We start from the raw sequence: 20,035 nt of genomic DNA, 5'->3' as shown, positions 1-20,035 counted from the left end.
CGGGCAGCACCGTTCTAAGGTGGAATCGCAATTGCGTTCAACCTTCTAGAGCGATGGAGTGCCCACGGGAACGGCATGCTGCAGGCGATTTCCGATTACTGGCCGCACCTCCTCATCGTCCTGTCGATCGTCCTTGGCACCCCCGCTGCGATCCACGCTGCGATGACGAAGGAGGAGGTGCGCGCGGCGATCGGCTGGGTGGGCGTGATCCTGCTGTCGCCGATCATCGGTGCCGTCATCTACTACGCCCTCGGCATCAACCGCGTCCGCCGCAAGACGCTGACGCGGCGCGCCGGAGCGATCGCGAAGAAGGGCCGATACGACCACGTCGCCCGCCACGATGCTTCCGACGAGGCCGTGCATGCCCGCTTTGGGGCAGCGTTGGCGGCCCAGAAACACCTCGGCGACAACGTCGGCCGTTTCCCGCTGACCTCCGGCAACCGGATCGACGTGCTCGAGACGGGCGACGAGGCCTATGCGGCGATGCTGGAAGCCATCGGCTCCGCCAAACGCAGCATCCTGCTGGAAACCTACATCTTCGACCGCGACGGCATGGGCCTGCGCTTCGTCGAGGCGCTCACCGCAGCGGCCGGCCGCGGGGTCGCGGTGCACGTGCTGATCGACGCGGTCGGGGCCCGTTACTCGATACCCAGTATCGTCCACGTCCTGAAGCAGTCCGGCGTTTCGGTCGAGGTCTTCAACGGCAACATCATCATGGGGCTGAGACTGCCCTACGCCAACCTGCGCACCCACCGCAAGATCCTGGTCGTGGACGGCGAGACGGCGTTTACCGGGGGACTGAATATCCGCGCCGGATATGCCAGCGAATTTTCGGGCGAATTCTGCGCGAAGGACACGCATTTCCGCATCACCGGGCCGATCGTCGGCGACATGTTCCATATTGCCCTCGAGGACTGGCGGTTTTCGGGCGGTGCCGCCCTCGACGGCGAGGCCTGGCAGATCGTTCCCCCTGTCGAGAAGGCGAACAAGGGGCTGCTTGCTCGCGTTGTGCCGTCCGGCCCGGACCGAAGCCTGGAGACCAACCAGCGCACACTGATGGGCGCGATCTCGATCGCCAAGAGCCGCATCCGCATCATGTCGCCCTATTTCCTACCCGAACGCGAGCTCATCAGCGCGCTGGCGACGGCAGCGCGCCGCGGCGTGCGCATCGATATCGTCGTGCCCGGGACCAACAACCTCAAGCTCGTCGACCTCGCCATGACCGCGCAGTTCGACCAGTTGCTCGAGGCCGGCTGTCGCATCTGGCGCTCGCGCGGCACGTTCAATCATTCGAAGCTGACGGTGGTGGACGGCGTCTGGTCGTATATCGGCTCGTCGAACCTCGACCCGCGCTCGCTGCGGCTCAACTTCGAGATCGACATCGAGGTGTTCGACCCATCGTTCGGCGCCGGCATCGAAAGGCGGATCGGCCAGGCACTGGAACACGCCGAGCCCGTGGATCTTGCCGCGCTGCGGGCACGGCCGTTTTTCCGCCGGCTGATCGAGCGGATCGTCTGGCTCGGATCACCCTACCTTTGAGCGTCAGGCGGCCCCCGCGTGCTCCTGCCGGTCGCGATAGGATCGCTCCCAGATCGACTGGAGATCGATGTGCGCCTTGATCGGCAGATGGTCGGATGCAACGCGCGCGAGCGGACTGTCGTGCGTTTCGACGGCCGCGACCAGATCATGCGGATGGCCGAGCACGCGGTCGAGTGCCAGGACCGGAAAGCGCGACGGGAAACTCGGCACGGCACCGGCCGCCGGATCGAACACCGGCGATAGCGGCGAAAGCGAGGAGCGCCGGCCAACGCGCCATTCGTTGAGGTCGCCGATGAGGACGGTCGGCATCTCCTCCTCCTGAGCCACGGACGCCAGGATCGCCTTGGCCTGCAGCTCACGCGACCGCTTGAGCAGGCCGAAATGCGCGGCAACGACCCGCAGCCGGCCCGTCGGGAAGTCGATGTTCACAACAAGCGCGCCGCGCGGCTCGACGCCGGGAAGCTTCAGCTGGCTGACTTTCAGCACGGTTCCCTTGCGGAACATCAGCATGTTGCCGTGCCAGCCGTGGCCGGTGCTGGACAGGGTGGTGATCGGCACGGGCACGAGCCCGCAGTAGCGCTCCAGCGCGGCCAGGTCGAGCAGTCCGGACCGGCAGCCGAAGCGCTTGTCCGCTTCCTGGATCGCGATCACGTCTGCATCGATCTCGGAGATGACTTCGGCGACCCGGTCGGGGTCGAACTTGCGGTCGACGCCGACACACTTGTGGACGTTGTAGGAGGCGATGACCGTATCGCCGCCGTCGCGATTTGCCGATAGCGGGCGGTGCCCGCGGCGATTGCGGATCGCAGACAGGGCTACGGAACTCACCTTCTCGTTCAGTCTCTTCAACGATCCTTCCTTTGCGCGGTCAGGCAGGCAGAAGATAAGGGACGCTACCTCTCGCTGCAACGGCATAAACAGCGGAAGGTTGCCGGAGGAGGCATATCGCGCTCCACGCACCGCCTATTTAGGGAAAGATCGCGCTCGTAATCGCAAGCGATTTCTCGTAAACCGTCCGCAGCTGTTCTTTGCCAGGGATCCTGCCATGTTCGACACGCTCGCTCGCCAGCCCGACGATCCGCTTCTCGCCCTGATCGGGCTCTACAAGGCCGATGAGAGGCCGGGCAAGGTCGACCTCGGCGTCGGCGTCTATCGCGACGAGCAGGGCGCCACGCCGATCTTCCGCGCCGTCAAGGAGGCCGAGCGTCGGCTGGTCGACGGCCAGACGACGAAGACCTATGTCGGGCCGGAGGGCGATCCTGTCTTTCTCGAACGCCTGTGGGACCTGACCGCCGGGAGGGCCGGGCGTGACCTTGCCACCGCCGCGGTGCAGACGCCGGGCGGGTCGGGCGCGGTGCGGCTCGCCGCCGATCTCATGGCACGCACAGGCGTCAGGCGGATCTGGCTCGGCCTGCCGACCTGGCCGAACCACCAGGCGATCTTCAAGGCGGCCGGCCTCGAGGTCGTCACCTTCCCGTTCTTCGACGTTCCGTCGCAGACGGTCCTGTTCGACGGCATGATGGACGCACTCAAGGGGGCCAAAGCGGGCGAGGCGGTGCTGCTGCACGCGAGCTGCCACAACCCGACCGGCGGTGTCCTTTCGCCCGAGCAATGGACCGCCGTCTCGGCGCTGATCGCAAACAGCGGTTTGCTGCCGCTCGTCGACAGCGCCTATCAGGGCTTCGGCAAGGGGCTCGAGGCGGACTCGGCGGGCCTGCGCACCCTGCTCGGCGGCGTTCCCGAAGCACTCATCGCCGTTTCCTGTTCGAAGAACTTTGGTCTCTACCGCGAACGCACCGGGGCGATCTATGCCATTGCCGCCACCAGGGAGGCCGCGCATTCGGTGCGCACCAACCTCGCCGGCCTCGCCCGCACCAGCTATTCCATGCCGCCGGATCACGGCGCGGCGGTCGTCAGCCTGATCCTGGGCGACGCGGCGCTGAAGTCGGACTGGGCCGCGGAGCTCGAAACCATGCGCGTCCGGGTGGCGACGATCCGGCAACGGCTTGCCGCCGGACTGGCGCGGCGCTGGCAGGTGCTGACGGCGATCGCCGAGCAGGAGGGCATGTTCTCGCTCCTGCCGCTGGAGGAGGCCGACGTGATGCGGCTGCGCGCCGACCACGCGATCTACATGCCAGGCTCCGGGCGCATCAACATCGCCGGGCTGAAGAGCGCTGAGGTCGACACGGTGGTGGAAAAATTCCTCAGCCTCTGAGTGAGCGAGGCATCGCAGCCCCGATCCTGGCGGCCGCTTGCGGGGACTGGATGGTGGAGACATATCGACAAGGAGCAGGAAGTGACGATCACCCTCTACGGCATCAGGAACTGCGACACCATGAAGAAGGCGCGGACCTGGCTGGACGACCGCGGGATCACCTATCACTTCCACGACTACAAGGCCGATGGCATCGACGCGGCGTCAATCCGGCGATGGGCCGATGCGCTCGGCTGGGAGACGGTGCTCAATCGGGCGGGAACCACGTTTCGTGCGCTGCCCGAGGCGGACAAGGCCGATCTCGACGTGGCCAAGGCGATCGCGCTGATGGTGGCGCAGCCCTCTATGATCAAGCGGCCGATCCTCGATCTCGGCGGCCGGTTTGTCGCAGGGTTCAAGCCGGACCTGTACGAGGCGGCCTTCGCCGGCTGACGCGCGGGTAGCCGCGCACGGCGCTCCGTTGCGGGACCTTGCCGGACCAGCGAATACCGCGCGCCTCGTATGCAGGCCGGCGTCGGCCTGGCCGATATACCAGCGGCCGTGGCTATTGCTCCTGCATGTGCGCATCGACTTCGGTGGCGCCCGGGATCGATGGCTGGGCGCCACGCCTCAGGCAGGCGAGCGAGCCGGCGATCGCGGCGCGACGGAGGCAGTCGGCGAAGGACAGCCCCGCATCGAGCGAGGCGACGAGATAGCCGCAAAAACTGTCGCCGGCGCCGACCGTATCGACCGGCTCGATCTTCAGCCCCGGAGCGCGGTACACCTTGTCCCTGCGGATGGCGATGACGCCGTCGGCGCCGAGCGTAACGACGATCGTCTGGCCGGTCCGCTCGTGTAGCGATCGCAGCTCTGCCTCGCGCTCGGCAGCCGAAAGGTTGGTTTTTCCCGAGAACTGCTCGAATTCGATCTCGTTGGCGACGAGGATGTCGGCCTTGGCGCCGAGCCTCCGCGCATCCGGCGTGAACGGCGCCAGGTTCAGGACCGATGTCACGCGCCGCGCCTTGGCTGCATCCAGCGCCGCCTCCACCGCTTCGGCCGGCACTTCGAGTTGCAGCGCCAGAACGTCGCCGGCCGACATCTGCGCGACCGCCGCCTTCGCATCCGCCGGCGTTACCTCGCCATTGGCGCCGGCGACGACCACGATGACGTTCTCGCCGTCCTCCGCGACGATGATGTGAGCGGTGCCGGTGGGCACGTCGGCAACCTTGACGAGATCAAGATTGACGCCGGACTGGGTGAGGAACACGAGCGACTCGGCGGCGAAGGCATCACCACCGACCGCACCGGCCATGCGCACCATGGAGCCGGCGCGCCTTGCCGCGAGCGCCTGGTTGGCGCCCTTGCCGCCGGCCGCCGTGCTGAAGCTGTGCCCCGGGACGGTCTCGCTCGGCTGCGGCAGGCGCGCCGTCGTGGCGATGAGGTCCATGTTGATGGATCCGAAGACGGTGATCATGGTGCGGCATTCCTCTGTAAGGCCCTGCCGGAAACTGCCCGAGGCGATCAGTCTTCGTCAACTACCCTCAGTTTCAGCTGCCCGGTGCGGCTTTCGACGGCGCGTTCTGTGGCGGCAGCCGGCGCATTCTTTTCCCGTCCCGCCGGGGCGATCGCCTCGAACTCCATCTCGCCGATGCGCGCGCCGCGACGGGCAAGCTTCTCCGTCGAGGTCAGGATCTGGTCGACATCCTTCTGTGCCGAGGTGAAGTGCCCGTGCAACTTGCGCACCCGGTCGTCGAGGCGGCCCAGATCCTCCATCAGCCGGATCACCTCGCCCTGGATGACGTGTGCCTGCTCGCGCATGCGCTGGTCCTTCAGCAGCGCCTGAAGGACCTGGATGGAAAGTAGCAGCAGCGACGGCGAGACGATGACGATCCGGGCGCGGTGGGCGCGCTGCACGATCCCCTCGAAATTCTCGTGGATGGCGGCAAAGATCGACTCCGACGGAACGAACAGGAAGGCCGTGTCCTGCGTCTCGCCGGGCTGCAGGTATTTTTCGGCGATGCCGCGGATGTGCACTTCCATGTCACGGCGGAACTGCTGGGCCGCCAGCTTCGAACCCTCCGCATTCGGAGCCCCGCCCATAGCGTTCCACGCCTCCAGCGGAAACTTCGCGTCGATCACGAGCGGCGGCTGGCCGTTCGGCATCCGGATCACGCAATCCGGGCGAACGCCGTTTGAAAGCTGCGCCTGGAACTGGTAGGCGCCGATCGGCAGCCCGTCGGCGACGATCGTCTCCATCCGCGCCTGGCCGAACGCGCCGCGGGTCTGCTTGTTGGCCAGGATCGCCTGCAGGCCGACCACGTCCTTGGCGAGCGACTGGATGTTCGTCTGCGCCGTGTCGATCACCGCCAGCCGCTCCTGCAGGCGGCGCAGGTTTTCATGGGTGGCGCGCGTCTGCTCGCTGATCGACTGGCCTAGGCGCTGCGTCAAACCATCCAGGCGCTGGTTGATCGCCTGGTTCGTCTCTGCCTGCCGCGCCCCGAAGACGTCGGCCATTGCGGCGATGCGGCCCTGCATCTCGCTCTGGGCACGCAGCAGTTCGGCAAGGCGGGCCTCCGACGTCGCGGCGGCCTCACGCCGGCTGACGCCAGCGCGGCGGGCGAGCACGACCCAGCCGATTGCGATGAAGGCGACCGCCATGCAGGCGAGCTGCAGGGCCGGATCGCCGGCGATTACGTCGCGGAGTCGAATCAACGCGGTCTGGAAGGGAGCATCCGGATTCATGGGGCAAACATAGCATCAATTCGGCGCGAAGATAGATCATAACGTGAACAAACAGCTACTCGACAGCGAGCAAGCCGATTGAAAGGCGCACGGCAAACCGCTAAGTGAGGCGGATGACGATCAAACCGCTGATTATCCTTCCCGATCCCATTCTCCGCCAGGTGTCCACGCCGCTGGGGACCGTCGACGACGAGGCACGACGCCTTGCCGAGGACATGCTCGAGACGATGTACGACGCCCCTGGCATCGGACTGGCGGCGATCCAGATCGGCGTGCCGCGGCGCATGCTGGTGCTCGATGTATCTCGGGAGGGCGAGGAGAAGACGCCGCTCGTCTTCATCAACCCCGAGATCGTCAGCTCTTCTGATACTCGCTCGGTCTACGAGGAAGGCTGCCTGTCCATCCCGGACTACTATGCCGAGGTGGAGCGGCCGGCGGAGATCACCGTGCGCTATATCGACCGCGACGGCAAGGAGCAGACGCTCGACGCCGACGGGCTGCTCGCCACCTGCCTGCAGCACGAGATCGATCACCTGAACGGTGTGCTCTTCATCGATCATATCTCCAAGCTCAAGCGGGACATGGTGATCCGCAAATTCACCAAGTCGGCCAAAATGCGCGTATCGAAGGCGATCTAAGTCGGCGATTATTGCAATCGGCTCTTCGGAAGCCTATGATATCATCGATATCACGGCGGAGCGAACAATGAGCGATTTGCTGCTGCGCGGTCTCGACGACGCATTGAAATGCAAGCTCCAGGAAGCGGCGAAACGCAACGGGCGCAGTCTTTCGCAAGAGGCGCTCGCTCTGCTCCGGAGGGTTCTGCTTTCAACGCAAGGCGACCAGCGCGAAATGGCCGGCACGCACTTGCGCCGCATCCTCGGGGAGGCGCATTTTGAAGACGATGAACTGCAGGCGATCGAAACATTCCGCAAGTCGCCCGATCGTGCTCCCCCGTCCTTCGAGTAGCCTCGTATGCTGCTCCTTGATACTAACGTAGCCTCTGAGCTTCGCGGGCGCCGGCACAGCGATCATATACTCGACTGGCTCGACCGCTGGAATATCCACGATGTTTTCCTGTCGGTCATAACAGTCGCGGAAATCCGTTATGGCATCGCCTTGGTGGTAGACGAACAACGGCGGCTTTTGCTTCGGGAAACGTACCGACGGCTTGAAGACGACTTTGCCAATCGGATCCTAGACTTCGATCGGCACACGGCAGCAATCTACGGCGACATTTCCGCGCGACGGCAAAAGGCCGGCCGCCGGATGGAGACAAAGGACGCCATGATCGCCGCGATCTGCCTCCATCACGGCGCGACACTGGCGACCCGCAATGTAAAGGACTTCGAGGGGCTTGATCTGAAGCTCGTAAACCCGTTTGAAGGGGCGCAATAGCTTAGACGGGAGCCTTGCCGCATGGCGCTTCGCATCATCTTCATGGGTACGCCGGAATTTTCGGTGCCGACGCTGACGGCGCTGGCCGAGGCCGGCCATACCATCGTCGCCGCCTATTCGCAGCCGCCGCGGCCGGGCGGACGGCGCGGGCTCGAGTTGCAGAAGTCGCCGGTGCACCAGGCGGCAGAACGGCTTGGCATTCCGGTGCTGACCCCGCCGAACTTCCAGGCCGAGGAGGACCGCGCCGCATTCCGCGTGTTCGATGCCGACGTCGCCGTCGTTGTCGCCTACGGCCTTCTCCTACCCGAGGCGATCCTCACCGGCACGAAGCTCGGCTGCTACAATGGGCATGCCTCGCTGCTGCCGCGCTGGCGTGGCGCCGCGCCGATCCAGCGCGCGATCATGGCCGGCGACGCGGAGACCGGCATGATGGTGATGAAGATGGACAAGGGACTCGACACCGGGCCGGTAGCGCTCACGCGGCGCGTGGCGATCGGCGCCGACACCACGGGCGGCGAATTGCACGATGCCCTGATGGACGCCGGTGGCAAGTTGATGGTCGAAGCGATGGCACGGCTCGAGGCCGGCGACCTTCCGCTAACGCCGCAATCCGGTGACGGAGTGCTCTACGCCGCCAAGATCGACAAGGGCGAGACCCGCATCGACTTCTCCCGGCCCGCTGCAGAGGTCCACAACCACATCCGCGCGCTCTCGCCCTTCCCGGGCGCCTGGTTCGAACTGCCGGTCGCCGGCAAGGCGGAGCGGATCAAGGTGCTCGGGTCGCGTCTGGCCGGAGGCTCGGCAACGGCGGGGACGGTCCTTGCCGGCGACGGGCTGGCGATCGCCTGCGGCGAAGGCGCTGTGTCGCTGACCCGGCTGCAGAAGGCCGGCGCCAAGCCGCTCGACGTCGCCGACTTCCTGCGCGGCACGCCGATTGCCGCCGGCACGATGGTGTCCTGATGCCGCGCTATCGACTTGTGATCGAGTATGACGGAACGCCTTATGTCGGCTGGCAGCGGCAGGAGAACGGCCCGTCCGTGCAGGGCGCGGTGGAGAAGGCGATCCTGTCGCTCACCGGCGAAACCGTTTCGATCCGCGGCGCCGGGCGCACCGATTCGGGCGTGCACGCGATGGGCCAGGTTGCCCATGCCGACCTCTCGCGCGCCTGGAAGGACCACACGCTGCGCAATGCGCTGAACGCGCATCTGGCACAGGCCGACGAACGCATCTCGATTCTCGACGCGGCCCAGGTGGAGGACGATTTCGACGCCCGCTTCTCGGCGCTGCGGCGGCATTATCTCTACCGGATCATCTGTCGCCGGGCGCCGCTTGCGCTGGAGGCGCACCGCGCCTGGTTCGTGGCGAAGCCGCTCGATCACGAGGCGATGCACGCGGCAGCGCAGGTGCTGGTCGGCAAGCACGACTTCACCACCTTCCGCGCCGCCCAATGCCAGGCGAACAGCCCGGTGCGCACCATCGACCGGCTCGACGTCAGCCGGACCGGCGACCTGATCGAGATCCGCGCCACGGCGCAGAGCTTCCTGCACAACCAGATCCGCTCTTTTGCCGGGACGCTGAAACTGGCTGGCGAGGGCAAGTGGAGCGTGGACGATGTGCGCGCTGCACTGGAAGCGCGTGACCGCAAGGCCTGCGGTCCGGTGGCGCCGCCGGAAGGCCTCTACTTCCTGCAGGTCGACTACTGATCCGCGGTCAGCCGGGCAGCGTACCGAGCAGCACCTGAAGCCCCTGCCCGGCCAGCAGGGGCGGCAGAACGAAGAGCGCCGTCAGCGTCGCCGCCAGCAGCGTCTGCTTGCCCACGCACATCCACAGCAAGCGATACTGGAGCACGATGCTGGCCCCGAAGACGGCATAGAGCAGCAGCCCGGAGAACGCCGCGAATGCCGGCACCACGAGCGCAAGCGCAAACGGCACGGCCGTCGCATAGGCAAAGGGAACGGCGATCCAGTTGCTGGCGATGATCAACGTCGCGACATGCTGCGCATAGCCGAGCGGCCGGGCAAGCAGGGTGACGATCGCCAGCGGCAGCAGCCAGCCGGCCACGTCGATCACGAACATCTTCAGGATGAAGTCGGCGCCCGCGGTCGTCCCTTCGGGCATGCGGCCGAGGTAATAGAGCCGCCAGGACGCCCAGATGACCACCAGTGCCGGCAGGCACCAGACGAACGCCCAGAAAGACCGAAGCAGCCCGTGCCAGCTGAGATCCAGCCAACGGAACCCGTCCTGCCTGTACCGGACCAGGTGCCAGATGCCGCCAAGATAATGCAGGACCTCGTCAAGCCCCGGCATCGCCGAACCAGCGTGAAATGAAGGTTTGATAGATTTTCGTCAGCGTCTCGAGATCGGCAACGGCAACCCGCTCGTCAACCATGTGCATCGTCTGGCCTACAAGGCCGAACTCCACCACAGGGCAGTAGTCCTTGATGTACCGGGCATCCGAGGTGCCGCCGGTGGTCGAGAGCTTCGGCACACGGCCGATCGCCGTCTCGATCGCCGTCGAAAGGGAAGCAATCAGCCGGTCGTCTCGGGTCAGGAACACGTGGCTCGGGCGTTCGGCCCATTTGAGTTCATAGCGGACCGGCGCCCGACCTGGGCGTAGCCGCTGGTCGGCCGCCGCCTCGTCCAGCCGGCGCACGATCTCGTCCTGCACCGTTTCCGCCGTCCAGGTGTCGTTGAAGCGGATGTTGAAGCTGGCCGTCGCCTTGGACGGGATGACATTGACCGCGCGGTTACCGACGTCGATCGTCGTCACTTCGAGGTTGGAGGGCTGGAAGTCAGCGGTGCCCGCGTCGAAGGGCGGGTCCATCAGCGCCGCAGCCAGTGCGATCACGCCCCGCACCGGGCTGTCTGCGAGATGCGGATAGGCGGCGTGGCCCTGCACGCCGTGCACGGTGATGGCGCCGGAAACCGAACCGCGCCGGCCGATCTTGATCATATCGCCGAGCCGCTCCGGGTTGGTTGGCTCGCCGACGAGGCACGCGTCCCAGCGCTCGCCGCGCTCGGCCGCCCACTGAAGAAGCTTCTCCGTGCCGTTGATCGACGGCCCTTCCTCGTCGCCGGTAATGAGAAAGGAGATGGAGCCACCCGGCGCGCCATGGCTCTCGATATGCCGGGCGACGGCCGCGACGAAGCAGGCGATGCCGCCCTTCATGTCGACGGCGCCGCGGCCGTACATCTCGCCTCCGGCGATCTCGGCGGAGAACGGCCCGTGCGTCCAGGCCTCCTCATCGCCGGCGGGAACCACGTCGGTATGGCCGGCAAACATCAGGTGCGGCCCTTCGGTGCCGATCCGTGCATAGAGATTTTCGACGTCGGGCGTTCCCGGCTCGGACATCACAACCCGCGTCACGGCAAAGCCCAGCGGCGCAAGCATGGCCTCGAGGGCGGCAAGCGCGCCGCCTTCAGCCGGCGTCACGGAGGGGCAACGGATCAGGGTGGCGAGGTTCTGGACGGGATCGGTCACGGTCATGATGCAACTGCCTGCCGGCGGGTTGATCGCGCGAATTGCGGCGCCGGGCTCCCTTCCGATCTAGCCGATTGGGCTGGCGCTGTCATCATGCCTTCGTCGCCGCCGAAAGGCCAAGGCGCCGCCCCGCCCTAGCCCTTCGGTCGGTCGGTGACGGCACCATGCGCATTGGCTCCAGGCGTGCCGGGCCAGACGAGGAAGGCGATCAACGCAAAGATCGAAATGGCGGGAACGAAAAGGCAAAGCACAAGCGGCGCCGGCAGCGCCATGTCATGCAGCCGCTTGATCGTCAGCATGACCGAGGAGACTGTCGAGACGACCCCGACAGCGAAGAACAGCAGCGTCCAGGTGGCGAAGGCCGGTTCCTCGTGCGGAGTCATCACCATGCGCGTCAGGAAGGCGGCTGAGAGCGCCATCCAGAAACCCCAGGCAAGCGCAAAGGGCAAGCGCGAGAGGCGGCCGGACCAGCCGAAGAAAAGCCAGGTGAGGCTTGGTGGCCGGTCCGCATCCGCCATGGCGTCAATCCCTGAGCAGTTCGTTGATGCCGGTCTTGGAGCGAGTCTTCTCGTCGACGCGCTTTACGATCACGGCGCAGTACAGGCTCGGCGCCGGCTGGCCATTGGCCATGGTGTTTCCGGACGGCATCGAGCCGGCGACGACCACCGAATAGGGCGGCACCTCACCGTACATGACCTCGCCGGTGGCGCGGTCGACGATCTTGGTCGACTTGCCGATGAAGACCCCCATGCCGAGCACCGAGCCCTCGCGCACGATGCAGCCCTCGACCACCTCGGAGCGCGCGCCGATGAAGCAGTTGTCCTCGATGATGGTCGGGCCGGCCTGCATCGGCTCCAGCACGCCGCCGATCCCGACGCCGCCGGAGAGGTGCACGTTCTTGCCGATCTGCGCACAGGAGCCAACGGTCGCCCAGGTATCGACCATGGTGCCTTCGCCGACATAGGCGCCGAGATTGACGAAGGAGGGCATCAGGATGGCGTTCGGGGCGATGTAGGCGGAGCGACGGACGACGCAGTTCGGCACCGCCCGGAACCCGGCCCGCTCGAACTCGTTGACGCTCCAGCCGTCAAACTTGGAGGGCACCTTGTCCCACCAGACCGAGGCGCCGGGGCCGCCAGGAACGATTTCCATCGGGTTCAGCCGAAACGACAGGAGCACCGCCTTCTTGAGCCACTGGTTGACTTTCCAGTTGCCGTCGGCTTCGCGCTCGGCGACGCGAACCTTGCCGCTGTCGAGGAGGTTCAGCGCGGCCTCGACGGCGTCGCGAACCTCGCCCCGGGTCGCGGTGGTGACGGCATCGCGCTCCTCGAAGGCGCGCTCGATGGTGGCTTCAAGGGAGGCGATATTTGAGCTGTTCATCGGGATTCCTTAAACTTCGGCCATTATCCTGCCGTAGCGGAGGGTGCCGGAGGGGACACAATTTTTCCGGTGCCGAGTCCTAGTGCATGATCCCGGAAAGTTGAAGCCCCTTTCCGGCCGATGATGTCGCGACGGCGCCGGCAAGATGCTACAGCCGGAAATTGCCCGAACGGCAGCGAACAACAGCCGGCCCCAACTGTTTTCGGTTGTCGGCAGGTCTTCGAAATGGAAAGCGATATGGCACGACTGAAGAAAAAGAATCTCCGCCGCAAGGACGGCGTGTGGGATCCCCTCGCCGACAGCGCGTTCGACAAGCACAGGGCGTCGGTAGTTCCGCATACGCCGCAGTCGATGTCGCCAGCCTATCGGCTCGCCTATGTGGACGACGAGTTTCTCTGCCGCGAGGAACTGCGGCCGGTGCGGCTGCAGCTCGAACTTTTGAAAGTGGAGATGATGCTGGCCGAGCGCGGCATCAAATCGACGGTGGTGATGTTCGGTGGCGCCCGCATTCCCGCCCCCGGCATGGAGGCCTGGGCAGCCCGCAACGAGACGCAGCGCCGCAATCTCGAGGCCGCGTCCGTCTATTACGAGGAGGCACGGAAGTTCGCCACGCTGTGCTCTGCTCGCTCCGCCGAGACCGGCTTCAAGGAATTCGTCGTCGTCACCGGCGGCGGGCCGGGCGTAATGGAGGCGGGCAATCGCGGGGCGTCCGAGGCCGGTGCGCCGTCGATCGGACTGAACATCGTATTGCCGCACGAGCAGGCGCCGAACGCCTATGTGACGCCCGATCTCAGCTTCAACTTTCACTATTTTGCCGTGCGCAAGATGCATTTCCTGCTGCGCGCCAAGGCGGTGACGGTGTTCCCCGGTGGCTTCGGCACGCTGGACGAACTGTTCGAGACGGTGACGCTGATGCAGACCGGGCGCATGGCACTGGTGCCGCTGATCCTGTTCGGCAAGGAATTCTGGCGCTCGATCATCAACCTCGACGCGCTGGCCGAGTTCGGCACCATCTCGCCGGGCGACCTGGACCTGATGCAGTTCGTCGACACGGCCGAGGAGGCGTGGACCATCATCGAGACGTTCTACGAGAATCTCGACAGCGAACCCGTCATTGCCACGGCGAAGTGACGCTGATCGGGCGGCCGGTATGCGCCGGCCGTCGATCCAGTGTTGCTAGCCCTCGACGATGCGGACGAGGAAGCCGGCGAGATCCGAGGTGACGTAGTCGATGTGCACGTCCTCCTCGGTCTTCTTCTCCCAGGCGTCGGTGAACTCGTGCCCCTCGTCGCGCGGCATGAGGAGGACGGTCTTCATGCCCAGCGCCTTCGGCACCAGCAGATTGCGCGGCAGATCCTCGAACATGGCGGCGCGCGCGGTGTCGACCCGATGCAGCGCCATGAACTTGTCATAGGTGCTGCCGGCGGGCTTCGGCACGTATTCGGCCGCGACGATGTCGAAGATGTCGTCGAAATGATCGAGGATACCGAGCGCGCGGGCGGTCATCTCGGCGTGCTTGACGCTTCCGTTCGTGAAAATGAACTTCCGCCCGGGCAGCTTCTTGATCGCCTCGCCGAGCTCCGGATCGGGCGACAGCACCTCGTAGTCGATGGCGTGGGCCTTCTCGAGGAAGTCCTCGGGGTCGACGCCATGGTGCAGCATCAGGCCCTGCAGCGTCGTGCCGTGCTCCTGATAGTAGCGCTTCTGGATCGCCCGGGCCTCCTCGCGTGACAGCCCCAGCAGCGCCGACACGTAGCCGGTCATGTTGCGGTCGACCTGGGCGAACAGGTCGACGTGATGGGGATAGAGCGTGTTGTCGAGGTCGAACACCCAGTCGGTGACATGGGCGAAGTCGGATCTCTGGGGAAGGTTGAGCATCTCGGTCATGGGCGCCGTTATGACACGGACGCAACAAGAAGCAAAAAGGAATCGTTGGCGGTTGGCGCGCGATGGATTTGCGAGCGCGGGCGTGCTAGCCGCCGGGCATGGAAGCCTGGGTCATCATCACCATCTGCGCCGCGTTCATGCAGAACCTTCGTTCGGCGCTACAGAAGCACTTGCGCAGTTCGCTTGGAACAACCGGAGCGAGCTTCGTCCGGTTCGGGTACGGTTTTCCGGTGGCCATCGTCTATGTGGCGGCGCTTCATCATTTCGCCGGCTATTCGTTTCCAGCCCTGAACGCGACCTTCGCCTTCTGGGCGGTCGTCGGCGGCCTGGCGCAGATCTACGCCACTATCCTGCTGGTCTACCTGTTTTCGCTGCGCAATTTCGCCGTCGGCACCGCGTATTCGAAAACCGAGCCGGTGCAGGCGGCGATCTTCGGGCTGATCCTGCTCGGCGAGCGGCTGACGCCCGGTGCGGTCGGGGCAATCGTCGTCGGCGTGGTCGGCGTGATGATGATCTCGGTTGCCCGCATGCCGCTGTCCTGGCGCAACCTTCTGGCCGCGATGACCGGACGCACGGCGCTGATCGGCATCGCTTCCGGCGCAATCTTCGGCATCTCGGCAGTTGCCTACCGGTCGGCGGCCTTGTCCCTCGAGGGGCCGAACGCGATCATGCAGGCCGCCGTCACGCTTGCCTGCGTCACCACTTTCCAGACGGTGTTCATGCTCGGCTGGATGCTGCTCAGGGATGCTTCGGAGATCGGCAAGGTCGTGCGCTCCTGGCGGTCCTCCGCGCTGGTCGGCCTTGCCGGCGTGACCGGCTCGGCCTGCTGGTTCACGGCGATGGCGCTGCAGCAGGTGGCCTATGTGCGCGCGCTCGGCCAGATCGAGCTGCTTTTCACCTTCGCCGCTTCCGTCTTCGTCTTCCGCGAACGTATCACCCGCATGGAGGTGGCCGGCTGCCTGCTGATCGTCACCGGGATCCTGCTGCTGCTGATGTGGAAGTAACGAGCACCTTCCCTGTACGGCCCGGGCGTTGATGGCCATCGTCATGCGGGCTAAGGTTCGGTCGACCCTCGCCGGTTCATCGGAAAGGCGGCGCCAAGTCGTCCCTGTCCACACTGCATCGGCGCGACAGATGTCCCAGCAGTAACTGCTGCGGCACGAGGGGAAGATGCGGCCGGTGGGGCCTTTTCGCGGGAGGAGCAGGCATGGAACAGGCACAAAAGGCGAGGATCTTCGCCGAACTGCATCGCAAGCGCGAGCCGCTCGTGCTCTACAACATCTGGGACGCCGGAAGCGCCAGGGCCGTCGCGGCGGCGGGCGCGAAGGCGATCGCCACCGGCAGCTGGTCGGTTGCCGCCGCGAACGGTTACCGCGACGGCGAGGCGATCCCGCTCCCGCGGCTGACCGAGATCGCCAGAGTGATCGTCGCGGCGACCGATCTTCCGGTCACGATCGACTTCGAGGGCGGCTACGCGGTCGAGCCGGATGAAGTCGCCCACAACGTGGCGCAGATCGTCGATGCGGGCGCCGCGGGCATCAATTTCGAGGACCAGATCGTCGGGGCCACGGGCGTGCACCCCATCGCGCTACAGGCGGAACGCATACGCGCAATCCGGCGCGTGACGGCAGCACGCGACATGCCATTCTTCATCAATGCACGGACCGATCTCTTCCTGCAGGAGGCGGATGCGAACCGGCACGGGGGCCTGATCGAAGCCGCGATCGAGCGTGGCACGGCCTATGCAGAGGCCGGCGCCAGCGGCTTCTTCGTGCCGGGGCTCGCCGATCCGGACCTGATCGGGCGCATCTGCGCGGCGGTCGCGCTGCCGGTCAACGTCATGATGCGGCCGGGCGTTCCGGATATCGCCACTCTGGCCGGGCTCGGCGTCGCCCGCGTCAGCTACGGGCCCGGCCCCTATCGTGCCATGGTCGAATGGCTGGGACGGCAGGCCGCTACGGTCTACGGCGCGACCTGAAGCTGGCGATCAGGGAACGATCAGCGTTCCGGCGCCGCGCTCGGTGAAGATCTCGAGCAGCACCGCGTGCGGGGTCTTGCCGTTGAGGATGACGACGCCCTGCACGCCTGCATTGATGGCATCGATGCAGGTCTCGACCTTCGGGATCATGCCGCCGGAGATGGTGCCGTCCTTGATCAGGGCGCGGGCCTCGGCGACGGACAGTTCCTTGATCAGTTCGCCCTGCTTGTTGAGCACGCCGGGCACGTCGGTGAGGAACAGCAGACGGGTGGCGCTCAGCGCACCGGCGATGGCGCCGGCGAAGGTGTCGGCATTGATGTTGTAGGTGTGGCCATCGCGCCCCGGGGCCACCGGTGCGATCACCGGGATCATCTCGGACTTCGCAAGGAGATCGAGGAGGGTGCGGTCGACCTCGACAACCTCGCCGACGAAGCCGAGGTCGAGGATGCGCTCGATGTTGCTGTCGGGATCGACGACGGTCTTCTTCGCCTTCTCGGCAAAGACCATGTTGCCGTCCTTGCCGCAGAGGCCGATCGCCCATTCGCCGGTCTGGTTGATCAGCGCCACGATCTCCTTATTGATCGAGCCGGCGAGCACCATCTCGACGATCTCGACCGTCTTCTGGTCGGTGACGCGCAAGCCACCCTCGAAGCGCGATTCGATGCCCATCTTCGTCAGCATGGAGCCGATCTGCGGGCCGCCGCCATGCACGACGATCGGATTCACCCCGGATTGCTTGAGAAGCGCTATGTCGCTGGCAAAGGCCTTGCCCAGTTCCGGATTGCCCATCGCATGTCCGCCGTACTTCACGACGATGGTCTTGTTTTCATAACGCTGCATGTAAGGCAGAGCCTGCGCCAGCAGGCGGGCCTGGGTTTCGCTTTCGGTCTGGGACATGGGGGCCTCGCAAATCTCGTCGGGGGCTGTTTAACGCATGTGGTGCGGCGATGGAATGCGGAAGCTTGAAGAGACAGCCGATCTGATCGGGCGATCTTCCTTGATGAAGGCCCGCGAACAACAGTGGCAAGCGACATCGAGGAAGCATATGATGTCGCTAGCGGATCGCAGTCCCCAGGGAATTGCAATCCCGAAAGGTTATGCATGGCGCCCGCGCAGGTTATGCGTGCCGCTCGAACCGATGCAACCTGGCCAAGGTGGAGCGTTCTTTACTGAAAGGATGCCCGGGATCATGACATCGCCCGACCAGAACAGCAGGGATCCCCGCCGAGACGAGGTGATCGCCGGCGAATACGTGCTGGGCGCCCTTTCGCCCGAGGAACGCCGCAAGGTGGAGGCGCGCCTGCGAAGCGACGGCGCCTTCGCCGCCATGGTCAACCGATGGGCGGAGAACCTTTCAGCCTTCAACCAGGAACTCGAAACGGTGCCACCGCCGGCCTACGTCTATTCCGCCGCCGAACGAGGCCTGTTCGAGGCGCCGGCGCAGGATAAAGCACCGGCCGATCAGAGACGCGACGGGGTTTGGAACTCGCTGGCGCTGTGGCGATCGCTGGCGCTTTTCTCGCTTGCCGCCGGGGTCGCTCTCGCCGGTCCCGGCCTGATGTCTCGGCAGCCGTCGAAGCAACTTATTACCCAACTGTCCGGCGCCGACAATCCGATCAGCCTTGCGGCCCGCTACGATGCGCAGAGCGGCGAACTGACGATGACTCCGGTCGCCGCAGGGCAGGACGCGGCGCGCTCGCTCGAACTCTGGCTCCTTGAGGACGGCAAGTCTCCGGTCTCGCTCGGCGTTTTGCCGCAGACAGGCGATGGAACGCTGACCGTTCCGGAAGCCATGCGCCCCAGACTGAAGGGCGCCGTCCTCGCCGTCAGCGTGGAACCGCCCGGCGGCTCTCCGACCGGGATCGCGACCGGGCCGATCATCGCATCGGGCAAAGCCCGGGCATTCTAGTCGACCCGGGCAATCCAATGATGGCTCCCTTCGGCACACGGAGCGATCCGGGAAGCATCGCCGGAAGCGCGAAACTCGTTCCGGTATCTCTCCGTGCCGTTTGCTCAGGAAGCAACCGGCGGGATGACCGATCCGGACAGCGCTTCCTGCAGGCGCTTCTCCTGTTCCGGCGACAGCGACGTCTTCAGGACGCGGCCGCGTAGCCCGGCGAATTCGGACAGCACCTTTTCCGGCTGCACCTTGCGGACGAGGACGAACAGCGCGGAGGAGTTGTTCGGGATGGTCTCGCCAAGCGACTTGATGAAGTTGTCATCGATACCGTAGTCGGTGAGCGAGCCCGAGAGCGCCCCTGCCCCTGCGCCCACAGCGCCGCCGATGGCAAATCCTGCCAGCGGGTTCAGGAACAGAAGCCCCACCAGTCCGCCCCACAGCGCTCCGGAGAGCAGGCCGGACGAGGCGCCGATGGCCGTCAGGTTCAGGCTCTGCTTGAGATGAACCTTTCCGGCTTCGTCGCGAACGACCACGACGGCATCCTCGAGGTCGACCAGGTATTCCTTTTTCAGGCCGTTCAACTTGACGAGGACCTTGTCAGCCTCGTCGGGCGTATCGAAACCGACGACGATCAGATCGGACATGAGCGTGCTCCTCTGTGAGAGTGTGAGGCGGGCGCCGGATAGGCGCGCCGGCCCAGCGCCTCAAGACATAGGGCATCTTTCGCGACGGTGTAGTGACACCGATCAATTTGATGAACCTGCACCAGTCAGCGCGCGATTGTATCCTCGATCGCGTCGCGCAGCATGTCGAGGCCCCTGCCCTTCTCCGAGGACGTCGCCAGCACCTCGGGATAGGCGGCCGGGCGCTTGCGGATCGCCTCTGCAGTCTCGGCCACCAGCCGTGGGACGCCCGCCTCCTTGATCTTGTCGGTCTTGGTCAGCACCAGTTGGTAGGAGACGGCCGCCTTGTCGAGGAGGTCGAGGACGTCGGCGTCGTTCTTCTTGATGCCGTGGCGGCTGTCGATCAGCACATAGACGCGCTTCAGCGTCGAGCGGCCGCGCAGGTAGTCGAACACCAGCTTCGTCCAGGCGTCGACCTGTTCCTTCGGAGCCTGCGCGAAGCCGTAGCCCGGCATGTCGACGAGCGCCATCGGCGGCAGGTCGTCTGCCTCCCCGGAATAGCCGTCGGGCACGAAGTAGTTCAGTTCCTGGGTGCGGCCGGGCGTGTTGGAGGTACGCGCCAGCCCCTTGTGGCCGACCAGCGCGTTGATCAGCGACGACTTTCCGACGTTGGAGCGGCCGGCGAAGGCGATCTCCGGCGGCCCCTCCGGCGGCAGGAACTTCATCGCCGGAACGCCGCGGATGAAAATCCACGGCCGGCCGAAGAGCGGCTTGTTATCGCCGTGTACGGTCGCAGTCATCGTCTGCCCTTTCGGTCTGTCTCGTCCGGCTTCACGGTTTTGGCCGCCATTGTCAAGCACACGCAGCGGCGCTGCCGTCAGTTTGTGAAAGGTCCCGGGCGGCACGCAGAACC

At 65.6% G+C, this 20,035-nt stretch carries 23 protein-coding genes; 12 read left to right on the top strand and 11 right to left on the bottom strand.

Going from position 1 to position 20,035, the window contains the following annotated elements:
* Window positions 1–75: 75 nt before the first annotated feature.
* On the top strand, window positions 76–1,539 hold the full coding sequence (locus C7449_RS05240) for a phospholipase D-like domain-containing protein (protein WP_108001730.1): 1,464 nt from the start codon (window positions 76–78) through the stop codon (window positions 1,537–1,539).
* 3 nt (window positions 1,540–1,542) lie between these two features.
* Here C7449_RS05240 and C7449_RS05235 read toward each other — a convergent pair whose 3' ends face one another.
* The gene (locus C7449_RS05235; protein WP_210204699.1) at window positions 1,543–2,388 is read right to left on the bottom strand and encodes an endonuclease/exonuclease/phosphatase family protein; all 846 of its coding nucleotides are present in this window, start codon (window positions 2,386–2,388) and stop codon (window positions 1,543–1,545) included.
* Window positions 2,389–2,584: 196 nt separating this feature from the next.
* Between C7449_RS05235 and C7449_RS05230 the strand changes: the two genes are divergently transcribed.
* Window positions 2,585–3,754, top strand: coding sequence for an amino acid aminotransferase (locus C7449_RS05230; RefSeq protein ID WP_108001728.1), 1,170 nt, complete (start codon window positions 2,585–2,587; stop codon window positions 3,752–3,754).
* Between the two features lie 81 nt (window positions 3,755–3,835).
* The gene (locus C7449_RS05225) at window positions 3,836–4,186 is read left to right on the top strand and encodes an ArsC family reductase (protein ID WP_108001727.1); all 351 of its coding nucleotides are present in this window, start codon (window positions 3,836–3,838) and stop codon (window positions 4,184–4,186) included.
* 112 nt (window positions 4,187–4,298) lie between these two features.
* On the opposite strand, the gene C7449_RS05220 is transcribed toward C7449_RS05225, so the two are convergent.
* Together C7449_RS05220 and C7449_RS05215 are read right to left on the bottom strand one after the other, a co-directional pair.
* On the bottom strand, window positions 4,299–5,207 hold the full coding sequence (locus C7449_RS05220; protein ID WP_108001726.1) for a ribokinase: 909 nt from the start codon (window positions 5,205–5,207) through the stop codon (window positions 4,299–4,301).
* A gap of 47 nt (window positions 5,208–5,254) precedes the next feature.
* A complete protein-coding gene (locus C7449_RS05215) occupies window positions 5,255–6,475 on the bottom strand; it encodes a DNA recombination protein RmuC (protein ID WP_170115801.1) in 1,221 nt (406 codons plus the stop codon).
* A gap of 113 nt (window positions 6,476–6,588) precedes the next feature.
* Between C7449_RS05215 and def the strand changes: the two genes are divergently transcribed.
* The 5 genes from def (at window position 6,589) to truA (ending at window position 9,576) form a co-directional block, all read left to right on the top strand.
* On the top strand, window positions 6,589–7,113 hold the full coding sequence (gene def / locus C7449_RS05210; protein WP_108001725.1) for a peptide deformylase: 525 nt from the start codon (window positions 6,589–6,591) through the stop codon (window positions 7,111–7,113).
* A 67-nt stretch (window positions 7,114–7,180) separates the two neighbouring features.
* Window positions 7,181–7,444, top strand: a complete 264-nt coding sequence (locus tag C7449_RS05205; RefSeq protein WP_108001724.1) for a FitA-like ribbon-helix-helix domain-containing protein — start codon at window positions 7,181–7,183, stop codon at window positions 7,442–7,444.
* A 6-nt stretch (window positions 7,445–7,450) separates the two neighbouring features.
* Window positions 7,451–7,873, top strand: a complete 423-nt coding sequence (locus tag C7449_RS05200) for a type II toxin-antitoxin system VapC family toxin (RefSeq protein WP_108001723.1) — start codon at window positions 7,451–7,453, stop codon at window positions 7,871–7,873.
* A gap of 21 nt (window positions 7,874–7,894) precedes the next feature.
* Window positions 7,895–8,833, top strand: a complete 939-nt coding sequence (gene fmt / locus C7449_RS05195; protein WP_108001722.1) for a methionyl-tRNA formyltransferase — start codon at window positions 7,895–7,897, stop codon at window positions 8,831–8,833.
* Window positions 8,833–9,576: a tRNA pseudouridine(38-40) synthase TruA gene (gene truA / locus C7449_RS05190; RefSeq protein ID WP_108001721.1), complete on the top strand. Its 744-nt coding sequence runs from the start codon at window positions 8,833–8,835 to the stop codon at window positions 9,574–9,576. Before fmt ends, truA begins: the two co-directional genes overlap by 1 nt.
* A 7-nt stretch (window positions 9,577–9,583) precedes the next feature.
* Here the strand turns inward: truA and C7449_RS05185 are convergent, their stop codons facing one another.
* From C7449_RS05185 to dapD, 4 genes are all read right to left on the bottom strand, one after another.
* Window positions 9,584–10,180, bottom strand: a complete 597-nt coding sequence (locus C7449_RS05185) for a hypothetical protein (protein ID WP_108001720.1) — start codon at window positions 10,178–10,180, stop codon at window positions 9,584–9,586.
* Entirely contained in the window at window positions 10,167–11,360 is a 1,194-nt protein-coding gene (gene dapE / locus C7449_RS05180; RefSeq protein WP_108001719.1) for a succinyl-diaminopimelate desuccinylase, read from the bottom strand. Before dapE ends, C7449_RS05185 begins: the two co-directional genes overlap by 14 nt.
* A 128-nt stretch (window positions 11,361–11,488) precedes the next feature.
* Window positions 11,489–11,872 (bottom strand): DUF805 domain-containing protein, encoded by a 384-nt coding sequence (locus C7449_RS05175; protein WP_108001718.1) that lies wholly within the window; start codon window positions 11,870–11,872, stop codon window positions 11,489–11,491.
* Window positions 11,873–11,876: 4 nt separating this feature from the next.
* Window positions 11,877–12,734, bottom strand: a complete 858-nt coding sequence (gene dapD / locus C7449_RS05170) for a 2,3,4,5-tetrahydropyridine-2,6-dicarboxylate N-succinyltransferase (protein ID WP_108001717.1) — start codon at window positions 12,732–12,734, stop codon at window positions 11,877–11,879.
* A gap of 237 nt (window positions 12,735–12,971) precedes the next feature.
* Between dapD and C7449_RS05165 the strand changes: the two genes are divergently transcribed.
* Entirely contained in the window at window positions 12,972–13,865 is an 894-nt protein-coding gene (locus C7449_RS05165) for an LOG family protein (protein ID WP_108001716.1), read from the top strand.
* A 45-nt stretch (window positions 13,866–13,910) separates the two neighbouring features.
* Here the strand turns inward: C7449_RS05165 and C7449_RS05160 are convergent, their stop codons facing one another.
* The gene (locus tag C7449_RS05160; protein WP_108001715.1) at window positions 13,911–14,621 is read right to left on the bottom strand and encodes a pyrimidine 5'-nucleotidase; all 711 of its coding nucleotides are present in this window, start codon (window positions 14,619–14,621) and stop codon (window positions 13,911–13,913) included.
* Window positions 14,622–14,719: 98 nt separating this feature from the next.
* Here C7449_RS05160 and C7449_RS05155 point away from each other — a divergent pair, with 98 nt between their 5' ends.
* Together C7449_RS05155 and C7449_RS05150 are read left to right on the top strand one after the other, a co-directional pair.
* Complete coding sequence (locus tag C7449_RS05155; RefSeq protein WP_108001714.1) at window positions 14,720–15,625, top strand: EamA family transporter; 906 nt, start codon at window positions 14,720–14,722, stop codon at window positions 15,623–15,625.
* 203 nt (window positions 15,626–15,828) lie between these two features.
* Entirely contained in the window at window positions 15,829–16,599 is a 771-nt protein-coding gene (locus C7449_RS05150; RefSeq protein WP_108001713.1) for an isocitrate lyase/PEP mutase family protein, read from the top strand.
* Window positions 16,600–16,608: 9 nt separating this feature from the next.
* On the opposite strand, the gene argB is transcribed toward C7449_RS05150, so the two are convergent.
* Window positions 16,609–17,496 carry an acetylglutamate kinase gene (gene argB / locus C7449_RS05145; RefSeq protein ID WP_108001712.1) on the bottom strand — a complete coding sequence of 296 codons (888 nt, stop codon included), beginning with the start codon at window positions 17,494–17,496 and terminating at the stop codon, window positions 16,609–16,611.
* A 292-nt stretch (window positions 17,497–17,788) separates the two neighbouring features.
* Between argB and C7449_RS05140 the strand changes: the two genes are divergently transcribed.
* Window positions 17,789–18,508 (top strand): anti-sigma factor, encoded by a 720-nt coding sequence (locus C7449_RS05140; protein ID WP_108002061.1) that lies wholly within the window; start codon window positions 17,789–17,791, stop codon window positions 18,506–18,508.
* A 104-nt stretch (window positions 18,509–18,612) separates the two neighbouring features.
* Here C7449_RS05140 and C7449_RS05135 read toward each other — a convergent pair whose 3' ends face one another.
* The gene (locus C7449_RS05135; protein ID WP_108001711.1) at window positions 18,613–19,143 is read right to left on the bottom strand and encodes a DUF1269 domain-containing protein; all 531 of its coding nucleotides are present in this window, start codon (window positions 19,141–19,143) and stop codon (window positions 18,613–18,615) included.
* A gap of 125 nt (window positions 19,144–19,268) precedes the next feature.
* Complete coding sequence (yihA, locus tag C7449_RS05130) at window positions 19,269–19,922, bottom strand: ribosome biogenesis GTP-binding protein YihA/YsxC (protein WP_108001710.1); 654 nt, start codon at window positions 19,920–19,922, stop codon at window positions 19,269–19,271.
* Window positions 19,923–20,035 lie beyond the last annotated feature (113 nt).

This window comes from Mycoplana dimorpha, assembly GCF_003046475.1.
GTDB classification, from domain to species: domain Bacteria; phylum Pseudomonadota; class Alphaproteobacteria; order Rhizobiales; family Rhizobiaceae; genus Mycoplana; species Mycoplana dimorpha.
The sequence above is the reverse complement of the archived record's forward strand: the minus strand, read 5'-3'. Positions and strand labels throughout refer to the sequence as shown.

What these genes read in the sequence shown, in the direction of transcription:
- def (WP_108001725.1), top strand. Translation starts at nt 6,589, where the DNA reads ATGACGATCAAACCGCTGATTATCCTTCCCGATCCCATTCTCCGCCAG.
- truA (WP_108001721.1), top strand. Translation starts at nt 8,833, where the DNA reads ATGCCGCGCTATCGACTTGTGATCGAGTATGACGGAACGCCTTATGTC.
- C7449_RS05135 (WP_108001711.1), bottom strand. Translation starts at nt 19,143, where the DNA reads ATGTCCGATCTGATCGTCGTCGGTTTCGATACGCCCGACGAGGCTGAC.
- dapD (WP_108001717.1), bottom strand. Translation starts at nt 12,734, where the DNA reads ATGAACAGCTCAAATATCGCCTCCCTTGAAGCCACCATCGAGCGCGCC.
- C7449_RS05215 (WP_170115801.1), bottom strand. Translation starts at nt 6,475, where the DNA reads ATGAATCCGGATGCTCCCTTCCAGACCGCGTTGATTCGACTCCGCGAC.
- C7449_RS05150 (WP_108001713.1), top strand. Translation starts at nt 15,829, where the DNA reads ATGGAACAGGCACAAAAGGCGAGGATCTTCGCCGAACTGCATCGCAAG.
- C7449_RS05175 (WP_108001718.1), bottom strand. Translation starts at nt 11,872, where the DNA reads ATGGCGGATGCGGACCGGCCACCAAGCCTCACCTGGCTTTTCTTCGGC.
- C7449_RS05205 (WP_108001724.1), top strand. Translation starts at nt 7,181, where the DNA reads ATGAGCGATTTGCTGCTGCGCGGTCTCGACGACGCATTGAAATGCAAG.
- C7449_RS05220 (WP_108001726.1), bottom strand. Translation starts at nt 5,207, where the DNA reads ATGATCACCGTCTTCGGATCCATCAACATGGACCTCATCGCCACGACG.
- C7449_RS05160 (WP_108001715.1), bottom strand. Translation starts at nt 14,621, where the DNA reads ATGACCGAGATGCTCAACCTTCCCCAGAGATCCGACTTCGCCCATGTC.
- C7449_RS05240 (WP_108001730.1), top strand. Translation starts at nt 76, where the DNA reads ATGCTGCAGGCGATTTCCGATTACTGGCCGCACCTCCTCATCGTCCTG.
- C7449_RS05165 (WP_108001716.1), top strand. Translation starts at nt 12,972, where the DNA reads ATGGCACGACTGAAGAAAAAGAATCTCCGCCGCAAGGACGGCGTGTGG.
- C7449_RS05200 (WP_108001723.1), top strand. Translation starts at nt 7,451, where the DNA reads ATGCTGCTCCTTGATACTAACGTAGCCTCTGAGCTTCGCGGGCGCCGG.
- fmt (WP_108001722.1), top strand. Translation starts at nt 7,895, where the DNA reads ATGGCGCTTCGCATCATCTTCATGGGTACGCCGGAATTTTCGGTGCCG.
- C7449_RS05185 (WP_108001720.1), bottom strand. Translation starts at nt 10,180, where the DNA reads ATGCCGGGGCTTGACGAGGTCCTGCATTATCTTGGCGGCATCTGGCAC.
- C7449_RS05140 (WP_108002061.1), top strand. Translation starts at nt 17,789, where the DNA reads ATGACATCGCCCGACCAGAACAGCAGGGATCCCCGCCGAGACGAGGTG.
- yihA (WP_108001710.1), bottom strand. Translation starts at nt 19,922, where the DNA reads ATGACTGCGACCGTACACGGCGATAACAAGCCGCTCTTCGGCCGGCCG.
- C7449_RS05155 (WP_108001714.1), top strand. Translation starts at nt 14,720, where the DNA reads ATGGAAGCCTGGGTCATCATCACCATCTGCGCCGCGTTCATGCAGAAC.
- C7449_RS05230 (WP_108001728.1), top strand. Translation starts at nt 2,585, where the DNA reads ATGTTCGACACGCTCGCTCGCCAGCCCGACGATCCGCTTCTCGCCCTG.
- argB (WP_108001712.1), bottom strand. Translation starts at nt 17,496, where the DNA reads ATGTCCCAGACCGAAAGCGAAACCCAGGCCCGCCTGCTGGCGCAGGCT.
- dapE (WP_108001719.1), bottom strand. Translation starts at nt 11,360, where the DNA reads ATGACCGTGACCGATCCCGTCCAGAACCTCGCCACCCTGATCCGTTGC.